The organism is Kribbella sp. CA-245084, assembly GCF_050942355.1.
In the GTDB taxonomy this organism is placed as follows: domain Bacteria; phylum Actinomycetota; class Actinomycetes; order Propionibacteriales; family Kribbellaceae; genus Kribbella.
Window position 1 is genome coordinate 3493602 of sequence record NZ_CP192053.1, and the last position, 19850, is coordinate 3513451.

Consider the following 19850-nt stretch of genomic DNA (forward strand, 5'->3'; position numbering starts at 1 on the left):
CTCGGGCTCGTCCACAGGGAAAAGAAGGCGTCTGGGGAAGGGGGTCGGGGAGTGCATCTTCTCTGGCGTGGACGATGAGGAATTCGCCGCGCTGAGGCGACGGCAAGTGGGTGCCTTCACCCGGCAGCAGGCCAACGAGCATGGGGTGTCGGACCGAATGCTCGCGGTACGTCGCCGGACGGGCCGGATCCAACGTGTGTTCCGTGGCGTGTACGTGGACTTCACCGGGCCGGTTCCCTGGGAGACTCGCCTGTGGGCGGCTTGGTTGGCGTACGGACCCGAGGCTGCGCTGAGCGGCGAGACCGCCCTGCGCAGGTTAGGGATGGAGGGCAACTGGGGCGACGACCTGATCCGGCTGGAGCTCCCGCACAATCGCCGGGTGCGCGGTCAGCCGGGCGTGCAGATCAGGCGCTGTCGAAACCTCGACAGCCGGTTGCAGGGTTGGCGTGAGCCGCCGATCGTCCGGCTGGAGATCGCTGTACTCACCGTCGCCAGTCGCCGGCCAAGGACCGATGACGCCGTGGCGCTCGTGCTCGACGCATGCCGCCAGCGGCGTACGACGCCTGAGCGTCTTCTTGCCGAGCTCGACCGCCTGCGCCAGCTTCCACGGCGCGGTCTCCTCCTCGCCGTACTGCATGAAGCCGCTGATGGAGTCGAGTCGTTCCTCGAACTGGCCTACCTGCGCAAGGTCGAACGGGCGCACGGGCTACCGGCGGCAACTCGGCAGGTCCGGGCCGGCGGCGCTCACGGCACCGTGTACCGCGATGTCGTGTACCAGGATTACGACTTGGTCGTCGAGCTCGACGGCCGGACCGGGCACGACGACGTACGCTCGCGCTGGCGCGACATGACCAGGGACAACGCAGCGCTGATCGCGGGGAAGGCGACGCTCCGGTTCGGGTACCGATTGATCGGTGATCCCTGCGCGGCGGCGACTCAGGTCGCGACCGTACTCCGTGCCCGTGGCTGGACCGCGTCTCCGACCCCCTGCACGCCCACCTGCTCCCTCCCACTGGAGCTGGTGGGGAGCGCCGGAGACGTTGTATGACTGGTTGGGCTCCCCGACTCTCGGCGTTTTGGGACGGGCGGAAATGGTGTGGTTGTGGTGTCGTCCACGAACGGATATCGGGCGGCCGGGTGGTGGCCGGAGCGGCGGTTCAGAAACTGTCCGGGGCGCCGATTAGTCTGTACCGGTCCACCTCACTTACGCCCTGGGAGGTTCGTGCCGATATGGGGTCCAGCGACAGTTTTGTGCATCTTCATGTGCACACCGAGTACTCGATGCTGGACGGCGCCGCGCGGATCGACGAGTTGTTCAAAACCGCCCAGGAGATGGGGCAGCCGGCGATCGCGACGACCGACCACGGCTACGTGTTCGGGGCGTACGAGTTCTGGAAGACCGCGAAGAAGTACGACGTCAAGCCGATTATCGGCGTCGAGGCGTACCTGACGCCGCACACCCACCGCTCGGAGCGGAAGCGGGTCAAGTGGGGCGACGCGAACTCGGGCCGTGACGACGTCTCCGGCTCGGGTGCGTACACGCACATGACGCTGCTGGCGAAGAACACCTCCGGCATGCACAACCTGTTCAAGATGAGCTCGCTGGCCAGCCTCGAGGGCTACTACTTCAAGCCCCGGATGGACCGCGACCTGCTGAACACCTACGGCCAGGGACTGATCGCGACCACCGGCTGCCCGTCCGGCGAGGTGCAGACCCGGCTGCGGCTCGGGCAGTACAAGGAGGCCATCGAGGCGGCCGCCGAGTTCCGCGACATCTTCGGCAGGGAGAACTACTACTGCGAGCTGATGGACCACGGCCTCGGCATCGAGCGGAACATCCAGGGCGACCTGCTGAAGCTGGCCAAGGAGCTCGGCCTGCCGCTCGTCGCGACCAACGACCTGCACTACACCAAGCCCGAGGACTCGACCGCCCACGCCGCGCTGCTGTGCGTCCAGTCCGGCTCGACGCTGTCCGACCCGAACCGGTTCAAGTTCGACGCGAACGAGTTCTACGTCAAGACCGCGGCCGAGATGCGCGAGGTCTGGAAGGACTTCCCCGAGGCCTGTGACAACACGCTGCTGATCGCCGAGCAGTGCGAGGTCGGCTTCACCGAGGGCGAGGGCCGGTTCATGCCGCGCTTCCCCTGCCCGGAGGGTCACAACGAGGAGTCCTGGTTCGTCGCCGAGGTCGAGACCGGTCTGCACCACCGCTATCCCGAGGGCATCCCGGACGACGTCCGTAAGCGCACCGACTACGAGCTCGAGGTCATCGTCTCGAAGGGGTACGCCGGCTACTTCCTCGTCGTCGCAGACTTCATCAACTGGGCCAAGGCGAACGGCATCCGGGTCGGCCCCGGCCGTGGTTCCGGCGCCGGCTCGATGTGCGCGTACGCGATGAAGATCACCGACCTGGACCCGCTGCTGCACGGTCTGTTCTTCGAGCGGTTCCTGAACCCGGAACGTATGTCGATGCCCGACTTCGACATCGACTTCGACGACCGTCGCCGCCCCGAGGTGATCCGCTACGTCACCGAGAAGTACGGCGACGACCGGGTCGCGATGATCGTCACCTACGGAACCATCAAGGCCAAGCAGGCGATCAAGGACGCCGGCCGGGTGCTGGACTATCCGTTCGCGATGGGCGACCGGATCACCAAGGCGATGCCGCCGGCGGTGATGGGCAAGGACGTGCCGCTGTCCGGCATCTTCGACCCGCAGCACAAGCGGTACTCCGAGGCCGGCGAGTTCCGCACGCTGTACGAGGGCGACCAGGACGTCCGCAAGATCGTCGACACCGCCCGCGGCCTGGAGAACCTGAAGCGCCAGTGGGGTGTGCACGCGGCCGGCGTGATCATGTCCAGCGAGCCGCTGATCGAGCTGATCCCGATCATGCGCCGCGACCAGGACGGTCAGGTCATCACTCAGTTCGACTACCCGAGCTGCGAGACGCTCGGCCTGGTCAAGATGGACTTCCTCGGCCTGCGCAACCTGACGATCATGGACGACGCGGTCAAGAACATCGAGGCCGCGCACGGCATCACGGTCGACCTCGACAAGCTGAGCAAGGACCTCGACGACAAACCGACGTACGACCTGCTCGCCCGGGGTGACACGCTCGGCGTCTTCCAGTTCGACGGCGGGCCGATGCGGGCCCTGCTGCGGCTGATGAAGCCGGACAACTTCGAGGACATCTCGGCGAGTACCGCGCTGTACCGGCCGGGCCCGATGGGCGCGAACAGCCACACCAACTACGCGCTGCGCAAGAACGGCGCGCAGGAGATCAGTTACCCGCACCCCGAGCTCGCCGTGCCGCTCGAGCCGGTGCTGGGTGTCACCTACGGCCTGATCGTGTACCAGGAGCAGGTGATGGAGATCGCCCAGCGCCTGGCCGGCTACTCGCTCGGCAAGGCGGACCTGCTCCGCCGCGCGATGGGCAAGAAGAAGCGTGAGGTCCTCGACGCCGAGTACGTCGGCTTCTCCGAGGGCATGAAGGCGAACGGGTACTCCGAGGCGTCGATCAAGGCGCTCTGGGACGTCCTGCTGCCGTTCTCCGACTACGCGTTCAACAAGGCGCACTCCGCGGCGTACGGCCTGGTCTCGTACTGGACCGCCTACATGAAGGCGAACTACCCGGCGGAGTACATGGCCGCTGTTCTGACGTCCGTGAAGGACGACAAGGACAAGATGGCCATCTACCTGAACGAGTGCCGCCGGATGGGCATCAAGGTGCTGCCGCCGGATGTCAACGAGTCCGACTCGAACTTCACCCCGGTCGGCACCGACATCCGCTTCGGCCTGTCCGCGATCCGCAACGTCGGCGTGAACGTGGTCGCCGAGATCGTCGTGGCCCGCGAGGAGAAGGGGCGGTTCACCGACTTCGTCGACTTCATCGACAAGGTGTCGCTGCCGGTCTGCAACAAGCGCGTGATCGAGTCGCTGGCCAAGGCCGGTTCGTTCGACTCGATGAACCACGCGCGCCGGGCCGTGGTCGCGGTGCACGAACAGGCCGTCGACGAAGCCATCGACCTCAAGCGCAACGAGGCACACGGCCAGTTCGACCTGTTCTCGATGGGGGACGACGAGGCCGACGAGGGCGAGGGCAACAGCCGCCTCACCGTCACCGTCCCCGAGATCGAGGAGTGGGACAAGGCGACCAAGCTGGCGCACGAGCGCGACATGCTGGGGCTGTACGTGTCCGACCACCCGCTGTTCGGTGTCGAGCACGTGCTCACCAACGGGTCCGATTGCACGATCGGTCAGCTGCTCGCCGACGAGGATCGTCAGGACGGCAGCCGGGTCACGATCGGCGGGCTGGTGACCGGTGTCCAGCGGAAGGTGAACAAGCGCGGCGACATCTACGCGATCGTCACCATCGAGGACCTCGAAGGTTCGATCGAGGTGATGATGTTCTCCTCGGCGTACCAGCTGCACGCGCACCTGCTCACCAACGACGCGATCATCCTGATGAAGGGCCGGGTACGCCGCCGCGAGGACCGGCTCGAGCTGAGCGGTGACGAGGTAGTCGTTCCCGACCTCACCGAAGGCCCGACCGGACCGGTCGTGATCACGATGGCAGCCAACCGGTGTACGCCGCCGGTCGTCACGCAACTGCGGGACGTGCTGAAGTCACATCCGGGGATGACCGAGGTGCAGCTCAAGCTGCAGGCGCGGCAGAAGACCGAGATCTGGCGGATCGCGGATCAGTACCGGGTGACGCCGACGGCTTCGCTGATGGCTGACCTGAAGGCGCTCCTCGGCCCGTCCTGCCTGGCCAGCTGATCGGCGCTGGAACGGATGCGGCACACTGTCGACGTGAGTCAAGAGTCGTCTCAGCCTTCGCCGTACATGGCGCCGCCGTCGAGCAATCCGTTCGGTGCACCGCCGGTGGAGGATCGCCCGCTGCCGTGGGCGAAGGCCGTGCTGGTGACGGTTGCGGTGTTCCTTGTGGCCGGCGTCGTGGCCGGCTGGGCGTGGCAGGAGTTCTCGCCGCTCGCGCAGTACACCGTGGACGAGCAGGGTGGTGCGCTGGGCGAGGAGCAGATGACCCGGATCTTCGGGCCGGACGGGACGTTCACCGCGATCGGGTTCCTGACCGCGCTGGTGCTCGGGGGTGCGCTGTTCTGGTGGCTGCGGAACTACGGTCCGTGGTCGGTGGCGATTGTTGCCCTCGGCGCCTGCTTGGGTTCCGGCATCTGCTGGGGCGTCGGCATGCTGCTCGGGCACGACGCGATCGAGCCGCGGCTGCAGGCTGCCCGGCCGGGTGATCTGGTGGCGGCCCCGCTCGAGTTGCATACCTGGACACCGGCGGCCGCCTGGCTGGTCGGCGCGGCGCTCGCGTGCGCCGTCATCGCGGCCGCGACCTGGCGCGCGGACCCTGTTACTCCGGTTGCAACCACTTCGCAACCTCCTGCGTCAGACCCTGCGCCACCGGTCCACTAGCCTTTGCAGGTCCGGCGGGTGAGGCCACCGGAGCCAGCGAGGGAGCTTATGTCCGACCAGAACCAACCCCCCAACCCGCAGTACCCAGGCGCCGGCGGTCCGCAGTACGGTCCGCCGCCCGGCCAGCAGCCCGGCCAGAACCCCTGGCCGCAGCAGGGGCAGCCACCGCGGGGGCCGCAGGGACAGCCGCAGCAGGGTCAGCGGCCGGGTCCGCAGCAGGCGCCGGGGTACCAGCAGCAGCCCGGTTACCAGCAGCACCCGCAGCTGGGCCAGCCGCAGCACGGCGGTCCCCAGCAGGGGCAGCAGCAGGGCCAGCAGTACGGCGGACCGCAGCAGGGCCAGCAGTACGGCCAGGGCGGACCGCAGTACGGTCAGCCGGGACAGGCGTCCTACGAGCAGATGCATGTCGGCGGTCAGCCGCCGCAGGGCCCGGGGTATGCCGGGCAGCCGCAGTGGCAGCCGGAGCCGAAGAAGAAGCGCGGCAAGGTGATCCCGATCATCGCCGCCCTTGCGATGGTCCTGGTCGTGGCCGGCGGCGGAATCTTTGCCTACGGCAAGCTCGCCGGCGGTAAGCAGCCGGCTGACGTCCTGCCGGGCACCGCGGTTGCCTACGCCCGGGTCGACCTGAACCCGTCCGCGGGCCAGAAGGTCGCGGCGATCCGGTTCATGATGAAGTTCCCGTCGGTGAAGGACAAGCTCGGCCTGACCGGCGACACGGACGATCTGCGGCAGAAGCTGTTCGAGCAGATCAAGAAGTCCTCCGGCGACGACCTCGCCGACGTCGACTACGACAAGGACATCAAGCCGTGGCTCGGTGACCGGGCCGGTGTCGCCGCGCTTCCGCCGGCCGACGGCAAGCGTGAGCCGACCGTCGTGGTCGCGGTCCAGGTGAAGAACCAGGACGCGGCGAACAAGGGCATGGACAAGCTGCTGGCGAACGAGGACAAGAAGCCCGGTCGCGCGTTCAGCGACGGGTACATGCTGCTCTCGGACGACCAGGCGACTGTCGACTCGGCTGTCGCGACCGCCAAGAGCAACCCGCTGACCAAGAATGCCAAGTTCAGCGCGGACATGGACAAGCTCGGCGAGCAGGGCTTCCTGTCGGGCTGGGCGGACGTGAAGGGGATCGCCTCGATCACCGGCAAGGTCGACTCCGGTCAGATCGCCGGCCTCGGCGACGCCACGACGGCGGTCGCGCTGCGGTTCGACGCGTCGTACGTCGAGCTGAAGGGGATCGGCCAGGGCGACAAGTCCATCAAGGTGAACTCGGGCGCCGACGCCGCCGACCTGATCTCGAAGCTGCCGGACAGCACGGCCGGCGCGATCGCGATCTCCGGTGGCGACAACCTGATCGACACCGCGTGGCAGCAGGTGCAGAAGGCGGGCGGCGAGAACCTCAAGCCGATGCTCGACCGGATCGCCGAGGAGACCGGCCTGAACCTGCCGGACGACCTGAAGGCCCTGGCCGGTAAGAACCTCGCGGTCGCGATGGACAAGGACACCGCGAACGGGCCGAAGATCGCGGCCCGGATGGAGACCGACCCGGCGAAGGCCGAGCCGGTGGTGCAGAAGCTGACGTCGCTGCTGCGGCAGCGTTCGTCGGCCAACATCCCGATCGAGACCGCGAAGGACGACGACACGCTGGTGGTCTCGACCAGCAAGGAGTACGCCGACCAGGTGCTGCAGGGCGGCAACCTCGGCGGGACGGACAACTTCAAGCAGGCGCTGCCGGACACCAAGGGCGCCCTGATGATCGGGTACGTCGACTTCGCGTCGATCGGCTCGATCAGCGAGCGGTTCGCGGACGACAAGGACCTGGCCGCGCTCCGCTCGGCCGGCATCGTCACCCGCTCGACCGGCGACGGTCAGGCCGAGTTCAGCCTGCGGGTCGTCGCGAAGTAGCCACTGCCTGAAAAAGCCCCGGGTCGTCCGCATGTGGACGGCCCGGGGCTTCTTCGTGATCGTCTACAGTGCGGATATGGACGGGGACCTGGTAGCACGGTTGCGGTCGACCTACGAGGATCTGCACGCTCACCCGGAGCTGTCCGGCGACGAGCACCGTACGGCGGGGATCGCCGCGGGCTGGTTGCGTGAGCAGGGCTTCGACGTACACGAGGGTATCGGCGGAGCCGGTGTCGCCGGGGTGCTGAGGCAGGGCGACGGGCCGACGGTGTTGCTGCGGGCCGACATGGACGCCTTGCCGGTCGCCGAAGAGACTGGTCTCCCGTACGCCAGCACGGTCGACGGCGTCATGCACGCCTGCGGCCATGACATGCACGTCACCTGCCTCCTCGGCGCTGCGGTCGAGCTTGCCGCCGACCGTGACGGGTGGCGCGGGACGCTGGTCGTCGTGTTCCAGCCTGCCGAGGAGCTCGGCGCCGGCGCACAGGACATGGTCGACGACGGCCTGTACGAGAAGGTGCCGAAGCCTGACATCGTTCTCGGCCAGCATGTGGCTCCGATCCCGGCGGGCACGCTGGGGTTGCGGCCCGGCCCGTCGTTCGCGTCCGCCGACACGCTGCGGGTCACGCTGTTCGGCGTCGGCGGTCACGGCTCCCGCCCGGAGGCGACGGTCGATCCGGTGCTGCTCGCCGCGACGACCACCGTCCGCCTGCACACCGTGGTCTCCCGCGAGGTGGCCGGCAACGACACCGCCGTACTGACGGTCGGTGCCATCAACGCCGGCACGAAGGCCAACATCATCCCGGACAAGGCCGAGTTGCTGGTGAATGTCCGCAGCTACTCCGAGCAGGTTCGTGGCCGGGTGCTCGGCGCGATCGAGCGCATCGTCGCCGCCGAAGCGCAGGCTGCCGGGGCCCCGCGACCGCCGACTGTCGAGCGGCTCGAGGCCGTGCCTGCGGTGATCAACGATGCTGCCGCCACCGAGCGGACGCAGCGGGTGCTGGAGTCTGTCGTCGGTGCCGGACGGGTGGTTGACCCGGGCCTGATCACGGGTAGCGAGGACGTCGGCATTCTCGCCGAGTCCGCCGACGCGCCGATCGTCTACTGGCTGCTCGGTGGGGCCGACCCGGCCGAGTTCGCCGGCGTCGAGTCGATGGAGCAGATTGTCCAGGTTGTGGCCGGCCTGCCGTCCAACCACTCGCCGCACTACCACCCGGTCCCCAGCCCGACGATCGAGATCGGCGTCAACGCACTCGTCACCGCAGCACGCCACTGGCTCGATTCTTCGGGTGATGTCGAAAAGGCGGGATCGGGTTCTACCTCCTGAGTGAAAGCACCTCTTCACGACAAGGAGAATGACCATGAGCCACATCAGCGAGATCCGGACCGTCGGCGTACCGGTGACCGACCAGGACCGGGCGGTCGCGTTCTACACCGAGACCCTGGGCTTCGAGGTCCTGATGGACGCCCCGCTCCCGCAGTTCGGCGGCCGCTGGATCGTCGTCGCGCCGGCAGGCTCAGCGGGGAGCATCGCGCTCGTACCGGCGTCGGACGGCAACCCGGCCGGCGTCGACACCGGGATCCGGATGGGCAGCCCGGATGCGAAGGCCGCCCACCAGCACTTCCTCGACGCCGGCGTGGACACCGACGAACTCCTCGAGTGGCCCGGCATCCCGCCGATGTTCAGCCTCCGCGACCAGGACGGAAACCGGCTCTACATCTCCGGGGTCTGACTCAGACGAGCACGTGGCCGCCGTCGACCGAGACGATCGAGCCGGTCGAGTACGGCTGATTCATCAGGTAGACGTACGCCGACGCGATGTCCTCGGGTTCGCCGACGCGTTGGACGGGCAGATGGCGCGCGGTCTCGTCGTAGTCGAGACCGCCGCGCCACAACGGCGTACGGACGACGCCTGGTTTGACGGCGTTGACGCGGATCGGCGCGAGCTCGAGTGCCAGCGCCCGTACGGCGGAATCGATGGCGCCGCAGATGCTTGCGGCGACCGACCAGCCCGGTCCCGGGCGATCGCCCGCGGCCCCGGTGGTGAGTACGACGGAGCCGCCCGGCCGGATCTTGGCTGCGGCAGCGCTGACCGCGCCCAACGCTGCGAAGTACCGCAACTCGAACGCCTGCCTGGCCTTGTCGAGATCCAGCGAGTCGATCTCGAGCAAGGTCAACGCTTCGCCGGCCGTGAACACCAAGTGGTCGAAGGGCTCGATCCCGTTGAAGAAAGCCTTCACGGCGGCGGAGTCGGTGAGGTCGACGGCTTCACCGGACGCGGAGTCCGGCAAGGATTCGAGCGCCCGCTTCACCGACTCAGGGTTGCTAGAGGCAACGATCACGGTCGCACCGTGGCCGGCGGCGAGTCGGGCGGTGGCGAGGCCGATACCCGACGTACCGCCGAGGACGACGACGCGCTGGTTCTGCAGGGACATGACAAGACCTTTCGTGGTGGGGGATTCCCTTCCACGATGCGGTGGTCGAGCGGCCGCCGTCCAAGACCTGTTCCGGCCGCTGTAATACCCTGAAGGTATTATGGATCTCGATCTCCGCAAGCTCCGGTACTTCGTGGCCGTCGCCGAAGAGCTGCATTTCGGCCGGGCGGCGGAGCGGCTGCACATCGCGCAGCCGGTGCTGTCCCGGCAGATCCGGGCGCTCGAGGACGAGCTCAGGGCTCAGCTGTTCGTGCGCACGAAGCGCGCCACCGAGCTGACCCCGGCCGGGCGGCAACTGCTCGACGATGCGCGCCCGCTGCTGTCTGCGGCGGATGCGACCCGTCGTCGGGTGGCCCAAGCGGCGCGGGGGTCGAAGACGTTCACGATCGGCTTCATGCCGGGCCTCACCGTGACCGAAGCGGTCCGGGCGTTCGGCGCGAGCCACCCCGACATCGAGGTCGAGTTGATCCGGACCACGTGGAACGACCAGGTCGACGTACTGCAGGACGGGCGGGTCGACGTGAGCATCGTCCGGCTGCCGATCGATCAGGCCGGGTTGACCGTACGCCCACTGTTCGAGGAGCCGCGGGTCGCGATGCTCCCGTCCGATCACCGCCTCGCCGGCAAGCCCGTCATCGACATCACCGATCTCGCCGACGAGCACCTGCTGCAGGACCCGGACGCCGTACCGGAATGGCGCGACATCGCACGTGAACTCCGCACCCGTACGGCGAAGCCGATCCCGGTGATGCGCAGCGTCGAGGAGAAACTCGAACACGTCGCCACCGGCCGCGGCATCTCGATCATCCCGCTGTCCGTGGCCACCTTCTACCAACGCTCCGACGTCGTCGCGGTCCCGGTCGATGACCTCGCGCTCAACGCAGTCTGCCTGGCCTGGGTCTCATCGCGCCGTTCCCGCCTCATCCACGACTTCGCCGCCATCGCGCCGAAGGTGGCGTGGACGCCTTAGCGCCGGGAAGATTCGGTGGCATCATCGAACGGTGAGGTGGAGCGCAACCGCCCTGCTGTTGATGGCGTTGGTCGGGTGCTCTGGTGGGGGAGACGTACCGACACCCGCGCCGGACACGTCTGCGCCCGCAAACATCTTTCCGGACCCGGGAACGCGGACCCTCGAGCCGGCGAAGGCCAAGACGCTGCAAGATGCTCTCGCGACGATCGTCGAGTTCCCCGACAGCCCATCCGGTTCACGAGGAGCCACCGCGGCCGTCGTCACGGATCAGTGGGCTTGGTCAGGTGCGGTCGGGACAGACATCCGCGGTACGCCGCTGCGCGCGGACACTGCCATGGCCGTCGCCAGCATCACCAAGACCTTCGTCGCGGCGGAGGTGATGCTGATCGCGCAGGAGGGCAAGCTCAACCTGGACCTGCCGCTCTCGCGGTACGTGAACAACAAGTTCACGGCCAACGATGCGACCGTGCGGCAGCACCTGTCGATGACGTCGGGCGTGCCGGACTTCCAGCCGGTCGACTTCGGCAGCCTGGACAAGGCGGTCGCCGCAGCGCCGAGCAAGCACTGGACGCTCGCAGAGTCGCTGGACTTCTACACGACGAAGATCGGCGCGCCGGACAGCCCGTTCAGTTACAGCAATCCCAGCTACGCGTTGCTGGGCATGCTGATCGAGGAGATCAGGGGCGAGCCGCTCGCCACCGTGCTGCGGCGCGACCTGGCAACTCCGGCCGGACTGCGGCACGCCGCGTTCCAGGACGGGGAGAAACCGCAACCGCCGGTGGCTGTCGACGACAACGATTCCTGTGGCCGGCCCGACGGGTACCTCCCGTGCCGCGCGTCCGCGAGCGCCAACGCAGCGTACGGCGGACTGGCTGCCGATGCCCCGACGGTCGCCCGCTGGGGCTACGAGCTGTACGGCGGCCGCGTACTCCCACCGGACCTGGTCGGTGTGATGACCAACGGCGACGGCGAGTATGGGCTCGGGACGATGCGGTTCACCCAGCAGTTCGGGATCGGTGACGCCTACGGTCACCGTGGAGACATGCCGGATCACACCAGCCTGCTGATCGTGATTCCCGCGAAGAGGCTCTCTATCGCCCTGATCCTCGCCGACGGCGGAAGGACCGTCGACCGCGCGATGCGTGAGCTGACGAAAGCTCTGCAGCCGCTGCTGAGTTAGCGGCGGACGCGGTAGCGGATGTGGGTTGCCTGCGGGGTGTCGATCACGCGCGCGATCTCGAGCTCGATGCGCTCGGGCAGTACGTCGAACAGCCGCATGCCGCCGCCGAAGAGCACCGGCACCTGGTCGATCTGCAGCTCGTCGAGTACTCCGGCTGCCAACGCCTTCTGGCCGGTGACCGCGCCGTGCACCAGGACATCCTTGTCACCGGCAACTTCCTTCGCCTGGGCGATCGCGGTCTCGACGTCGCGCACGAACGTGACCTTCTCGTACGGCGAGGTCGCGGCCGGGTCGCTGGTGACCACGAAGATCGGTACGCCGTGGTGGTCGCCGCCGTAGAAGTCGACCTGCTCGCCGGTCCGACGGCCGACCACGACCGCGCCGGTCTCCTGCAGCTCGTCCCAGATCACAGCGGCCTCGCCCGCGGGCCGGCCGACGTCGCCGTCCTCGTCCAGGTACCACTGGTGCAGCCGCATGAACTCGTCGCCGCCCGGGTTCCCCACGCCGTCATTCGGGCCGGCGATGTAGCCGTCGGCGGACATCGACATCAACAACACAGCTGAAGACATGAGCGTTCTCCTTAGCTCGACGGTGCGGCTGATCCGCACCCTCTCTGCCTTCGCGTCGAAGAGAACCGCCCGGATTCGACATCAGTCCGCGGCCAGTGTCTCCAGGACGCCGTCCCCGTACTTCGCCAGCTTGTTCTCTCCGACGCCGCTGATCCGGCCCAACTCGGCCAGCGACGACGGCAGGTCGGTCGCGATCTGCCGCAGCGTCGCATCGTGGAAGATCACGTACGCCGGAACGCCCTGCTCCTTCGCCACCGCGCCCCGCCAGGCGCGCAACCGCTCGAAGACCGGCGCCGCCTCCGGTGCCAGGTCGACTGCCGGCTTCTTCCCGCCGGACGACCTGGATGACGATCGGACCCGCTCCGGCTCGCGACGCATCATCACCTCACGCCGCCGACCGAGCACCTCGCCACTCTCCTCGGTGAGCACGAGCGTGCCGTAGTCACCCTCGACGGCCAGCAACCGCAGCGCCAGCAACTGCCGGACCACCCCGCGCCACTCGGTGTCCTTCAACTCGGTGCCGATCCCGAACACGGTCAGCTCCTGATGCCGGAACTGCTTGACCTTGTCGGTCTCCTTGCCGAGCAGGATGTCGACCAGTTGCCCGGCGCCGAACTTCTGCCCGCGCTCGTGCTGCAGCCGATACACCGTCGACAGCAGCTTCTGCGCCGCGATCGTCCCGTCCCAGGACTCGGGCGGCGTCAGACAGGTGTCGCAGTTCCCACAGGTCTCGCCGTGCTGTCCGAAGTACGCAAGCAACTGCGACCGCCGGCATTCCACGGTTTCGCACAACGCGAGCATCGCGTCGAGGTGCGAACCGAGCCGCCGTCGATGCGCGAGGTCGCCCTCGGACGTGTCGATCATCTTCCGCTGCTGCACGACATCCTGCAGGCCGTACGCGAGCCAGGCCGTCGACGGTAGTCCGTCCCGCCCGGCGCGACCGGTCTCCTGGTAGTAGCCCTCGACCGACTTCGGCAGATCGAGATGCGCGACGAACCGGACGTCCGGCTTGTCGATCCCCATCCCGAACGCGATCGTCGCAACGACGACCAGCCCGTCCTCACGAAGGAACCGCGACTGGTTCTCCGCGCGGGTCCGGCTGTCGAGGCCGGCGTGGTACGGCACGGCCTCGATCCCGTTCTGGGTCAGGAAAGTCGCGGTCTTCTCGACACTGTTGCGGGACAGGCAGTACACGATGCCCGCGTCGCCGGCGTGCTCGGTCCGCAGCAGGTCGAGCAGTTGCCGCTGCGGGCTGTCCTTCGGAACGATCCGGTACTGGATGTTCGGCCGGTCGAAGCTCGCGACGAAATGCCTGGCCTCGGACAGGTTGAGCCGGGTCGCGATCTCCTTGTGCGTGGCCTCGGTCGCCGTCGCGGTCAACGCGATCCGCGGGACGTCGGGCCAGCGCTCGTGCAACTCGGACAGCATCAGGTAGTCGGGCCGGAAGTCGTGTCCCCACTGCGAAACACAGTGCGCTTCGTCGATCGCGAACAACGCGATCTTGCCCTGGTCGAGCAGCCGCACCGTCGCGTCGACCCGCAAGCGCTCGGGCGCGAGATACAGCAGGTCGAGCTCGCCCGCGAGGAACGCCTGCTCGACCTCGCGCCGCTGGTCGAAGTCCTGCGTGGAGTTGAGGAATCCGGCGCGCACGCCGAGAGCGGTGAGCGCGTCGACCTGATCCTGCATCAATGCGATCAGCGGCGAGATCACCACCCCGACGCCGGACCGCACCAGCGCGGGGATCTGGTAGCACAGCGACTTCCCGCCACCGGTCGGCATCAGCACCAGCGCGTCGCCGCCCGCGACCACGGTGTCGATGATCTCGGCCTGCTGACCGCGAAAGGCGTCGTACCCAAAGACCCGGCGCAGGGTCTGCAGGGCTTCGGAATCAGGCAGTGCGGTTGTCTCGCTCACTTCGGCGAGTCTAATGAGATCGACCGACAGATGCCGACCCGATCGCCGCAGCCTGTGGATTACTTGGAAATCTCGTGCAGATTCGGGAGTTCCTCGGTCATCCACTGCCGCGGCGAGCACCCCGCGATCGCCTGGAACTCACGGGTCAGATGCGCCTGATCGGCGTACCCCGCTGCGGCGGACAGATCGGCGAGCCGCGTCCTCGGGTGTTGGCGGAGGTGTCCAGTGACGCGCTCGAACCGCAGTACGCGAGCGGCGACCTTCGGCGCCAGGCCGAGCTCCCGCGTGAAGCGGTCGGTGAGATGCCGCCGGCTCCAACCGACCTCGGTCGCGAGCTCCTGGATGCCGATCGCTCCGCGCGATGCGCAGAGTCGCTGCCAGGCCCAGCCGACCTCCGGCTGGGCCGTGCCGGCGTTGCGTTGGCCGAGTTGCTCGAGCAGCAAGCGCTCGATCAGGTCGAATCGTCTGTCCCAGCTCGGCTCTTCGCGCAGCTGCTCGGTCAGCTCACGCGCGGATCGGCCGAACACTTCGTCGAGACCGACCACGATCGACGCGAGCTGACCCGGCGGCAGCCCGAGCAGCTCGCGAGCCGCCGGGGGAGTGAGCGAGACCTGCAGGCCGGCCCGGCTGTCGGTCTGGCCGATGTGCACCGCGGTGGAGTGCAGCCCGCCGGCGAGCGCGTCGTACTTGTCGACCGGAAGACCCGGCCAGGCGACGCCGAGCGGCTCGTCCAGCGTGATGACGATCGTCATGAAGCGTGACGGCAGGCCGCGGTGCAGCTCGGGCGGATAGCCGTACGACGCGTAGCCGACGAGGTCGCCGACATAGGGCCGCAGGGCAGGGTGCACCGGCCTCGTGTGGTGCTCCATCCCTGCCATGAAGACAGGCTAGATCGAGCCTCGGACAGAATCAGCCCCTCCACAATCCGGGACCCGCGTACCGCCATCCGGACCGGCGTGGCAACATCAATAGCGTCGTTCTACTGCGAGGAGATGTCGTCGTGCCTGCTCTGAGGTCCCGTACCGTCACCCACGGCCGCAACATGGCGGGCGCCCGCGCGCTCATGCAGGCCTCCGGGGTAGCCCGCGAGGACTTCGGCAAGCCGATCATCGCGGTGGCGAACAGCTTCACCGAGTTCGTCCCCGGCCACACCCACCTCGCACCGGTCGGCCGGATCGTCTCCGAGGCCATCCACGCGGCCGGCGGCATCGCCCGCGAGTTCAACACGATCGCCGTCGACGACGGGATCGCGATGGGCCACGGCGGCATGCTCTACAGCCTGCCGTCCCGCGACCTGATCGCCGACTCGGTCGAGTACATGGTCGAGGCGCACTGCGCGGACGCGCTGGTCTGCATCTCGAACTGCGACAAGATCACGCCCGGCATGCTGAACGCCGCGCTCCGGCTGAACATCCCGACCGTGTTCGTCTCCGGCGGTCCGATGGAGGCCGGCCGGGCCACGCTGGTCGACGGCACGGTCCGCAAGCTCGACCTGATCGACGCGATGTCCGAGGCCGTCAACGAGAACGTCTCCGACGCCGACATCCTGCGGATCGAGGAGAACGCCTGCCCGACCTGCGGTTCGTGTTCGGGCATGTTCACCGCGAACTCGATGAACTGCCTGACCGAGGCGATCGGGCTGTCGCTGCCGGGCAACGGTTCCGTGCTCGCGACCCACACCGCCCGCCGCGCGTTGTACGAGAAGGCCGGCGAGACCGTCGTACAGATCACCAAGCGGTACTACGACAACGACGACGCGACCGTGCTGCCGCGGAACATCGCGACCAAGGAAGCCTTCGGGAACGCGATGGCGCTGGACATCGCGATGGGCGGATCGACCAACACGATCCTGCACCTGCTCGCGGCCGCGCAGGAGGCCGAGGTCGGCTTCGACCTCGACGACATCAACGCGGTCTCGCGCCGCGTCCCGTGCCTGGCCAAGGTCGCGCCGAACGTCGCCCCCGGCGGCACGTACTACATGGAGGACGTGCACCGCGCCGGTGGCATCCCGGCCATCCTCGGTGAGCTGCACCGCGCCGGCCTGCTGAACGAGAACATCCACACCGTGCACAGCGACTCGATCGACGACTGGCTGAAGACGTGGGACGTGCGCGGCGGTTCGCCGTCGCCGGAGGCGGTCGAGCTGTGGCACGCGGCGCCGGGGTGCGTGCGGTCGGCAACTGCCTTCTCGCAGTCGGTGCGGTGGGAGACCCTCGACACCGACGCGGCCGGCGGGTGCATCCGCGACCTCGAGCACGCGTACTCGAAGGACGGCGGCCTCGCCGTACTGAAGGGCAACCTGGCCGTCGACGGCTGTGTCGTGAAGACGGCCGGCGTGGACGAGTCGATCTGGACGTTCGAGGGTCCCGCGGTGGTGTGCGAGTCGCAGGAGCAGGCCGTCGAGAAGATCCTGGCCAAGCAGATCCAGCCGGGCGACGTGGTCGTGATCCGGTACGAGGGCCCGAAGGGCGGCCCGGGCATGCAGGAGATGCTGTACCCGACCTCGTACTTGAAGGGCCGCGGTCTCGGCAAGGTCTGCGCGCTGATCACCGACGGCCGCTTCTCCGGCGGTACCTCGGGGCTCTCGATCGGCCACGCCTCACCCGAGGCGGCAGCGGGCGGGACGATCGCGCTGGTCCACGACGGCGACCGGATCCGCATCGACATCCCGAACCGCTCCATCGAGCTGCTGGTCGACGAGGCGGAGCTGACCGCCCGCCGCGACGCGCTGAACGGCGTCTACGCGCCCAAGGCCCGCGAGCGCAAGGTCTCCGCGGCCCTTCGTGCGTACGCCGCGATGGCAACCAGCGCCGACCGCGGCGCCGTCCGGGACGTCTCCAAGCTGGGCTGACGCCCTGTACGACGAGGCTCTGGTCAGAGCTCCAGATCGAACGCCAGGTTGATCGCCTCGGCCAGGAGCGGCTCCTGGTCGGGGTGCAGGTGGCCGATCAGACGGCCGAGCTGCGCCTTGGGGATGGTCTGGATGTTGTCGCAGGAGATCGCGCTCGGGTGATCGAGGCCGTTGTCCGGGCCGACCAGTACTTCGGTGGACAGGCCGCGGATCGTGCTGGTGATCGGCGCGACGGTGACGTTGGTGAGCCGCGGGCGGATCAGCTCGCGGGTCAGCACCACGACCGGCCGCGGTTTGTCGAGCCGGGCGATGTGGAGGGCGCGCATCAGTCGAGATCGCTGAGGACGGTGCCGGAGGCCGCGGTGGCGAGGCCGTCCAGGTCGTCGTACCCACCGTGCTCGCTCAAGATGGCGAGGTCGCGGGCGGCCAGCTCGCGGCGGCGTTCACGCTCCATCGCCCGCGCGACCACGGACGCCCGGCTCGTCGCCTTGTCGGTCGCGACGAGCTCGTCCATGAAGTCGACCAGGTCGTCGGGCAGCCTGACCGTGATCTGTTTGCTCATACCACGACCATACCGCTCTGGGATTCATTTCGGTAGGGTGGTCTGCCGCTCCAGGGTCTCCCACAGTCGCTCGGCGGCCGCGGTGTCCTGGGCGGCGGCGGAGGGATCGGTACGACGTTCGCGGGAGTAGTACAGGCCGGTCTCGTCGGCGACGTCGGGCGAGGTGGCCAGCCAGACGAGGGTCTCGGCGCCCTGCTCCGGGGTACGGGCGAACGGCTTGGTCATCGCCATCATCAGCTTCATCAGCCGGCCGTTGTTCAGGTTGAACCCGGTCGCGACCAGGCCCGGCTCGAACGTGTAGGTGCGGATCATCGGGATCCGCTTCGCCAGCTCTGAGCTCAGCAGGATCAGCGCGAGCTTGGTCTCGCCGTACCGTCGCATCGAACCGCCGGTCAGCTTGGCGGACGAGGAGAAGTACCGCTCGCCGTTCAGGTCGTCGAAGTCGATCTGTTTCGCCCGCTCATGCTCGTCGGACGCGGTCCCGATCACTCGCGCCCAGGGGGAGAGGTGACCGACGAGCAGAGTGGTGATCAGGTACGGCGCGACGACGTTCAACGCCCACGTCAGCTCGACCCCGTCGGACGACACCTGGTGACTGCCGAAGATCGCGCCGGCGTTGTTCACGAGTACGTCGATCGCCGGCGCCCGCCCCCGGACGTCCCGCACCATGTCCCGAATCGACGCTTGCGACGTCAGATCCGCCTCGAACACATCCGCGCCACCCAGTTCCCCCGCAACCCGCTCCGCCTTCCCCCGATCCCGAGCCACCAACCCGACCCGAGCCCCCCGCTCCACCAACCCCCGAGCCCCCGCCAACCCGATCCCGTTGGTCCCACCCGTGATCAACACATACATCGCCCACTCCTCCCCATCCTGGTCGCAGCGTACGGACGAGCCCACCCCACCGCAGTCTTTTCGACGAGCCTCGAACCCACCGTAGGATCCTGGCTGTGCACATCGTGCCTGTCGCGCACTCCAGCTACCAGATCCAGTTCACCTCCGCCGCCGGCGAGGCGGTCGTCGGCTGGAAGGGCGCCGAACTGCCGACGCTCGGCGAGGCCGTCGACGTCGAGTTGGAGATCGACGACGCGCTGTACTGGAGCGAGATCGAGGTCGTCGACGCCGAGCCGGGGATGCACCGCACTCCAGACGCAGTCGTGTGCGGCCGGGTCGTCGCCGTGGACGACGACGGGGTTCTGACGCTCTCGATCGGCGGCGCCACCGTGCTCCTGGAGACCCGCGGGCAGGCGCCGGGCGGGCTCGTCGGCACGGTGATTCAGTTCGAGGCGGCGCGGATCTCTGCCTACCCGACCAACATCTGAATCAGTTGGGGGAGAGGGTGGACCAGGTGATGAGGTCGAAGGCGGGGAGGGAGGGGAGGGCGGTGATGGCGGCTAGTTCGTTGTCGATGAGGCCTACTAGTTGGGCCAGGCGGGTGGTGACGTCGGTGGCCTCGAGGAGTTTCTGGCGGTCGGGAGTCATGAGTTTCATGGCCGCGGACATCAGGTAGGAGAGGGTGCTGGGGTCGTCGGGGAGTTCGCCGATGTGGAGGCCTGGCCGGCTGATCTCGCTGACTGCTTCGGCGTACTTGCGGAAACGCTTGACCGCGACCATCGCCGTACCGAGCGGGTCGTCGCCGAGGTCGTCGTCCAGCCACTCGACGTCCGCGACCAGGTAGTCACCGGTGCCGTCGAGCTCCGCGACCTTGAAACGCCGGTTGCCGGTCAGCGTCACCTCGACCGGGCCGTCGTCGTCCGCGTCGAGCGTGATCTCGGAGATCGTCGCCGCACATCCGGTCCCGTACAGCGACCGGAACACCCGCTCACCCAGCTCGTACCCGTCCCGGACGGCGAGTGCCCCGCACACCAGCTCGCCGCCGTTCTCGACCAGGTCGCGAACCACCGCGCGGCCCTGGACGTCGGTCACCGGAATCGGGAGCACCAGCCCGGGAAAGATCACCGTGTCGACAGTGAGCAACGGCAGGCGGGAGTCCATACAACGGAGCCTAGGGCATCCACTTGGGCATG

Annotated in this window: 18 protein-coding genes; 10 read left to right on the forward strand and 8 right to left on the reverse strand. The window is 68.1% G+C overall.

Annotated features, from left to right (window positions below):
• Window positions 1-67 precede the first annotated feature (67 nt).
• The 6 genes from ACQPYH_RS16805 (at window position 68) to ACQPYH_RS16830 (ending at window position 9074) form a co-directional block, all read left to right on the forward strand.
• Complete coding sequence (locus ACQPYH_RS16805; RefSeq protein ID WP_432892336.1) at window positions 68-1048, forward strand: type IV toxin-antitoxin system AbiEi family antitoxin domain-containing protein; 981 nt, start codon at window positions 68-70, stop codon at window positions 1046-1048.
• Window positions 1049-1230: 182 nt separating this feature from the next.
• Complete coding sequence (dnaE, locus tag ACQPYH_RS16810; protein WP_432892338.1) at window positions 1231-4779, forward strand: DNA polymerase III subunit alpha; 3549 nt, start codon at window positions 1231-1233, stop codon at window positions 4777-4779.
• A 33-nt stretch (window positions 4780-4812) separates the two neighbouring features.
• Complete coding sequence (locus tag ACQPYH_RS16815; RefSeq protein ID WP_432892340.1) at window positions 4813-5439, forward strand: hypothetical protein; 627 nt, start codon at window positions 4813-4815, stop codon at window positions 5437-5439.
• Between the two features lie 48 nt (window positions 5440-5487).
• On the forward strand, window positions 5488-7341 hold the full coding sequence (locus ACQPYH_RS16820; protein WP_432892342.1) for a DUF3352 domain-containing protein: 1854 nt from the start codon (window positions 5488-5490) through the stop codon (window positions 7339-7341).
• Between the two features lie 76 nt (window positions 7342-7417).
• Entirely contained in the window at window positions 7418-8668 is a 1251-nt protein-coding gene (locus ACQPYH_RS16825; protein WP_432892344.1) for an amidohydrolase, read from the forward strand.
• 34 nt (window positions 8669-8702) lie between these two features.
• Window positions 8703-9074 carry a VOC family protein gene (locus ACQPYH_RS16830; protein ID WP_432892346.1) on the forward strand — a complete coding sequence of 124 codons (372 nt, stop codon included), beginning with the start codon at window positions 8703-8705 and terminating at the stop codon, window positions 9072-9074.
• 1 nt (window position 9075) lies between these two features.
• On the opposite strand, the gene ACQPYH_RS16835 is transcribed toward ACQPYH_RS16830, so the two are convergent.
• A complete protein-coding gene (locus ACQPYH_RS16835; RefSeq protein WP_432892348.1) occupies window positions 9076-9777 on the reverse strand; it encodes an SDR family oxidoreductase in 702 nt (233 codons plus the stop codon).
• Window positions 9778-9877: 100 nt separating this feature from the next.
• Here ACQPYH_RS16835 and ACQPYH_RS16840 point away from each other — a divergent pair, with 100 nt between their 5' ends.
• Window positions 9878-10747: a LysR family transcriptional regulator gene (locus ACQPYH_RS16840; RefSeq protein ID WP_432892350.1), complete on the forward strand. Its 870-nt coding sequence runs from the start codon at window positions 9878-9880 to the stop codon at window positions 10745-10747.
• Between the two features lie 31 nt (window positions 10748-10778).
• On the forward strand, window positions 10779-11927 hold the full coding sequence (locus ACQPYH_RS16845; RefSeq protein ID WP_432892352.1) for a serine hydrolase domain-containing protein: 1149 nt from the start codon (window positions 10779-10781) through the stop codon (window positions 11925-11927).
• Here the strand turns inward: ACQPYH_RS16845 and ACQPYH_RS16850 are convergent.
• The 3 genes from ACQPYH_RS16850 to ACQPYH_RS16860 all read right to left on the reverse strand — a co-directional run bounded on the left by ACQPYH_RS16850 (window position 11924) and on the right by ACQPYH_RS16860 (window position 15288).
• Complete coding sequence (locus ACQPYH_RS16850; RefSeq protein WP_432892354.1) at window positions 11924-12496, reverse strand: dihydrofolate reductase family protein; 573 nt, start codon at window positions 12494-12496, stop codon at window positions 11924-11926. The two genes, ACQPYH_RS16845 and ACQPYH_RS16850, sit on opposite strands and share 4 nt — an antisense overlap.
• 81 nt (window positions 12497-12577) lie before the next feature.
• Window positions 12578-14410, reverse strand: coding sequence for a DNA helicase RecQ (recQ, locus tag ACQPYH_RS16855; protein WP_432892356.1), 1833 nt, complete (start codon window positions 14408-14410; stop codon window positions 12578-12580).
• A 59-nt stretch (window positions 14411-14469) separates the two neighbouring features.
• Entirely contained in the window at window positions 14470-15288 is an 819-nt protein-coding gene (locus ACQPYH_RS16860) for a helix-turn-helix domain-containing protein (RefSeq protein WP_432892358.1), read from the reverse strand.
• Between the two features lie 122 nt (window positions 15289-15410).
• On the opposite strand from ACQPYH_RS16860, the gene ilvD reads away from it, so the two are divergent.
• Window positions 15411-17261 carry a dihydroxy-acid dehydratase gene (gene ilvD, locus ACQPYH_RS16865; protein ID WP_432892360.1) on the forward strand — a complete coding sequence of 617 codons (1851 nt, stop codon included), beginning with the start codon at window positions 15411-15413 and terminating at the stop codon, window positions 17259-17261.
• A 23-nt stretch (window positions 17262-17284) separates the two neighbouring features.
• On the opposite strand, the gene ACQPYH_RS16870 is transcribed toward ilvD, so the two are convergent.
• Genes ACQPYH_RS16870 through ACQPYH_RS16880 form a run of 3 tightly spaced genes read right to left on the reverse strand, consistent with a single transcriptional unit; the run spans window position 17285 to window position 18678 of the window.
• Entirely contained in the window at window positions 17285-17587 is a 303-nt protein-coding gene (locus ACQPYH_RS16870; RefSeq protein WP_130446637.1) for a type II toxin-antitoxin system PemK/MazF family toxin, read from the reverse strand.
• The gene (locus tag ACQPYH_RS16875) at window positions 17587-17823 is read right to left on the reverse strand and encodes a ribbon-helix-helix domain-containing protein (protein ID WP_130446636.1); all 237 of its coding nucleotides are present in this window, start codon (window positions 17821-17823) and stop codon (window positions 17587-17589) included. Before ACQPYH_RS16875 ends, ACQPYH_RS16870 begins: the two co-directional genes overlap by 1 nt.
• A gap of 24 nt (window positions 17824-17847) precedes the next feature.
• Complete coding sequence (locus ACQPYH_RS16880; RefSeq protein ID WP_432892363.1) at window positions 17848-18678, reverse strand: SDR family NAD(P)-dependent oxidoreductase; 831 nt, start codon at window positions 18676-18678, stop codon at window positions 17848-17850.
• A 95-nt stretch (window positions 18679-18773) separates the two neighbouring features.
• Between ACQPYH_RS16880 and ACQPYH_RS16885 the strand changes: the two genes are divergently transcribed.
• Window positions 18774-19145, forward strand: a complete 372-nt coding sequence (locus tag ACQPYH_RS16885) for a hypothetical protein (RefSeq protein WP_432892364.1) — start codon at window positions 18774-18776, stop codon at window positions 19143-19145.
• A 1-nt stretch (window position 19146) separates the two neighbouring features.
• On the opposite strand, the gene ACQPYH_RS16890 is transcribed toward ACQPYH_RS16885, so the two are convergent.
• Complete coding sequence (locus ACQPYH_RS16890) at window positions 19147-19818, reverse strand: LON peptidase substrate-binding domain-containing protein (protein ID WP_432892366.1); 672 nt, start codon at window positions 19816-19818, stop codon at window positions 19147-19149.
• Window positions 19819-19850 lie beyond the last annotated feature (32 nt).

Bases quoted from the DNA above. Each gene is read 5' to 3' on its own strand.
- dnaE (WP_432892338.1), top strand. From the start codon at position 1,231: ATGGGGTCCAGCGACAGTTTTGTGCATCTTCATGTGCACACCGAGTAC.
- ACQPYH_RS16820 (WP_432892342.1), top strand. From the start codon at position 5,488: ATGTCCGACCAGAACCAACCCCCCAACCCGCAGTACCCAGGCGCCGGC.
- ACQPYH_RS16825 (WP_432892344.1), top strand. From the start codon at position 7,418: ATGGACGGGGACCTGGTAGCACGGTTGCGGTCGACCTACGAGGATCTG.
- ACQPYH_RS16830 (WP_432892346.1), top strand. From the start codon at position 8,703: ATGAGCCACATCAGCGAGATCCGGACCGTCGGCGTACCGGTGACCGAC.
- ACQPYH_RS16835 (WP_432892348.1), bottom strand. From the start codon at position 9,777: ATGTCCCTGCAGAACCAGCGCGTCGTCGTCCTCGGCGGTACGTCGGGT.
- ACQPYH_RS16840 (WP_432892350.1), top strand. From the start codon at position 9,878: ATGGATCTCGATCTCCGCAAGCTCCGGTACTTCGTGGCCGTCGCCGAA.
- ACQPYH_RS16850 (WP_432892354.1), bottom strand. From the start codon at position 12,496: ATGTCTTCAGCTGTGTTGTTGATGTCGATGTCCGCCGACGGCTACATC.
- ACQPYH_RS16860 (WP_432892358.1), bottom strand. From the start codon at position 15,288: ATGGCAGGGATGGAGCACCACACGAGGCCGGTGCACCCTGCCCTGCGG.
- ACQPYH_RS16870 (WP_130446637.1), bottom strand. From the start codon at position 17,587: ATGCGCGCCCTCCACATCGCCCGGCTCGACAAACCGCGGCCGGTCGTG.
- ACQPYH_RS16875 (WP_130446636.1), bottom strand. From the start codon at position 17,823: ATGAGCAAACAGATCACGGTCAGGCTGCCCGACGACCTGGTCGACTTC.
- ACQPYH_RS16880 (WP_432892363.1), bottom strand. From the start codon at position 18,678: ATGTATGTGTTGATCACGGGTGGGACCAACGGGATCGGGTTGGCGGGG.
- ACQPYH_RS16890 (WP_432892366.1), bottom strand. From the start codon at position 19,818: ATGGACTCCCGCCTGCCGTTGCTCACTGTCGACACGGTGATCTTTCCC.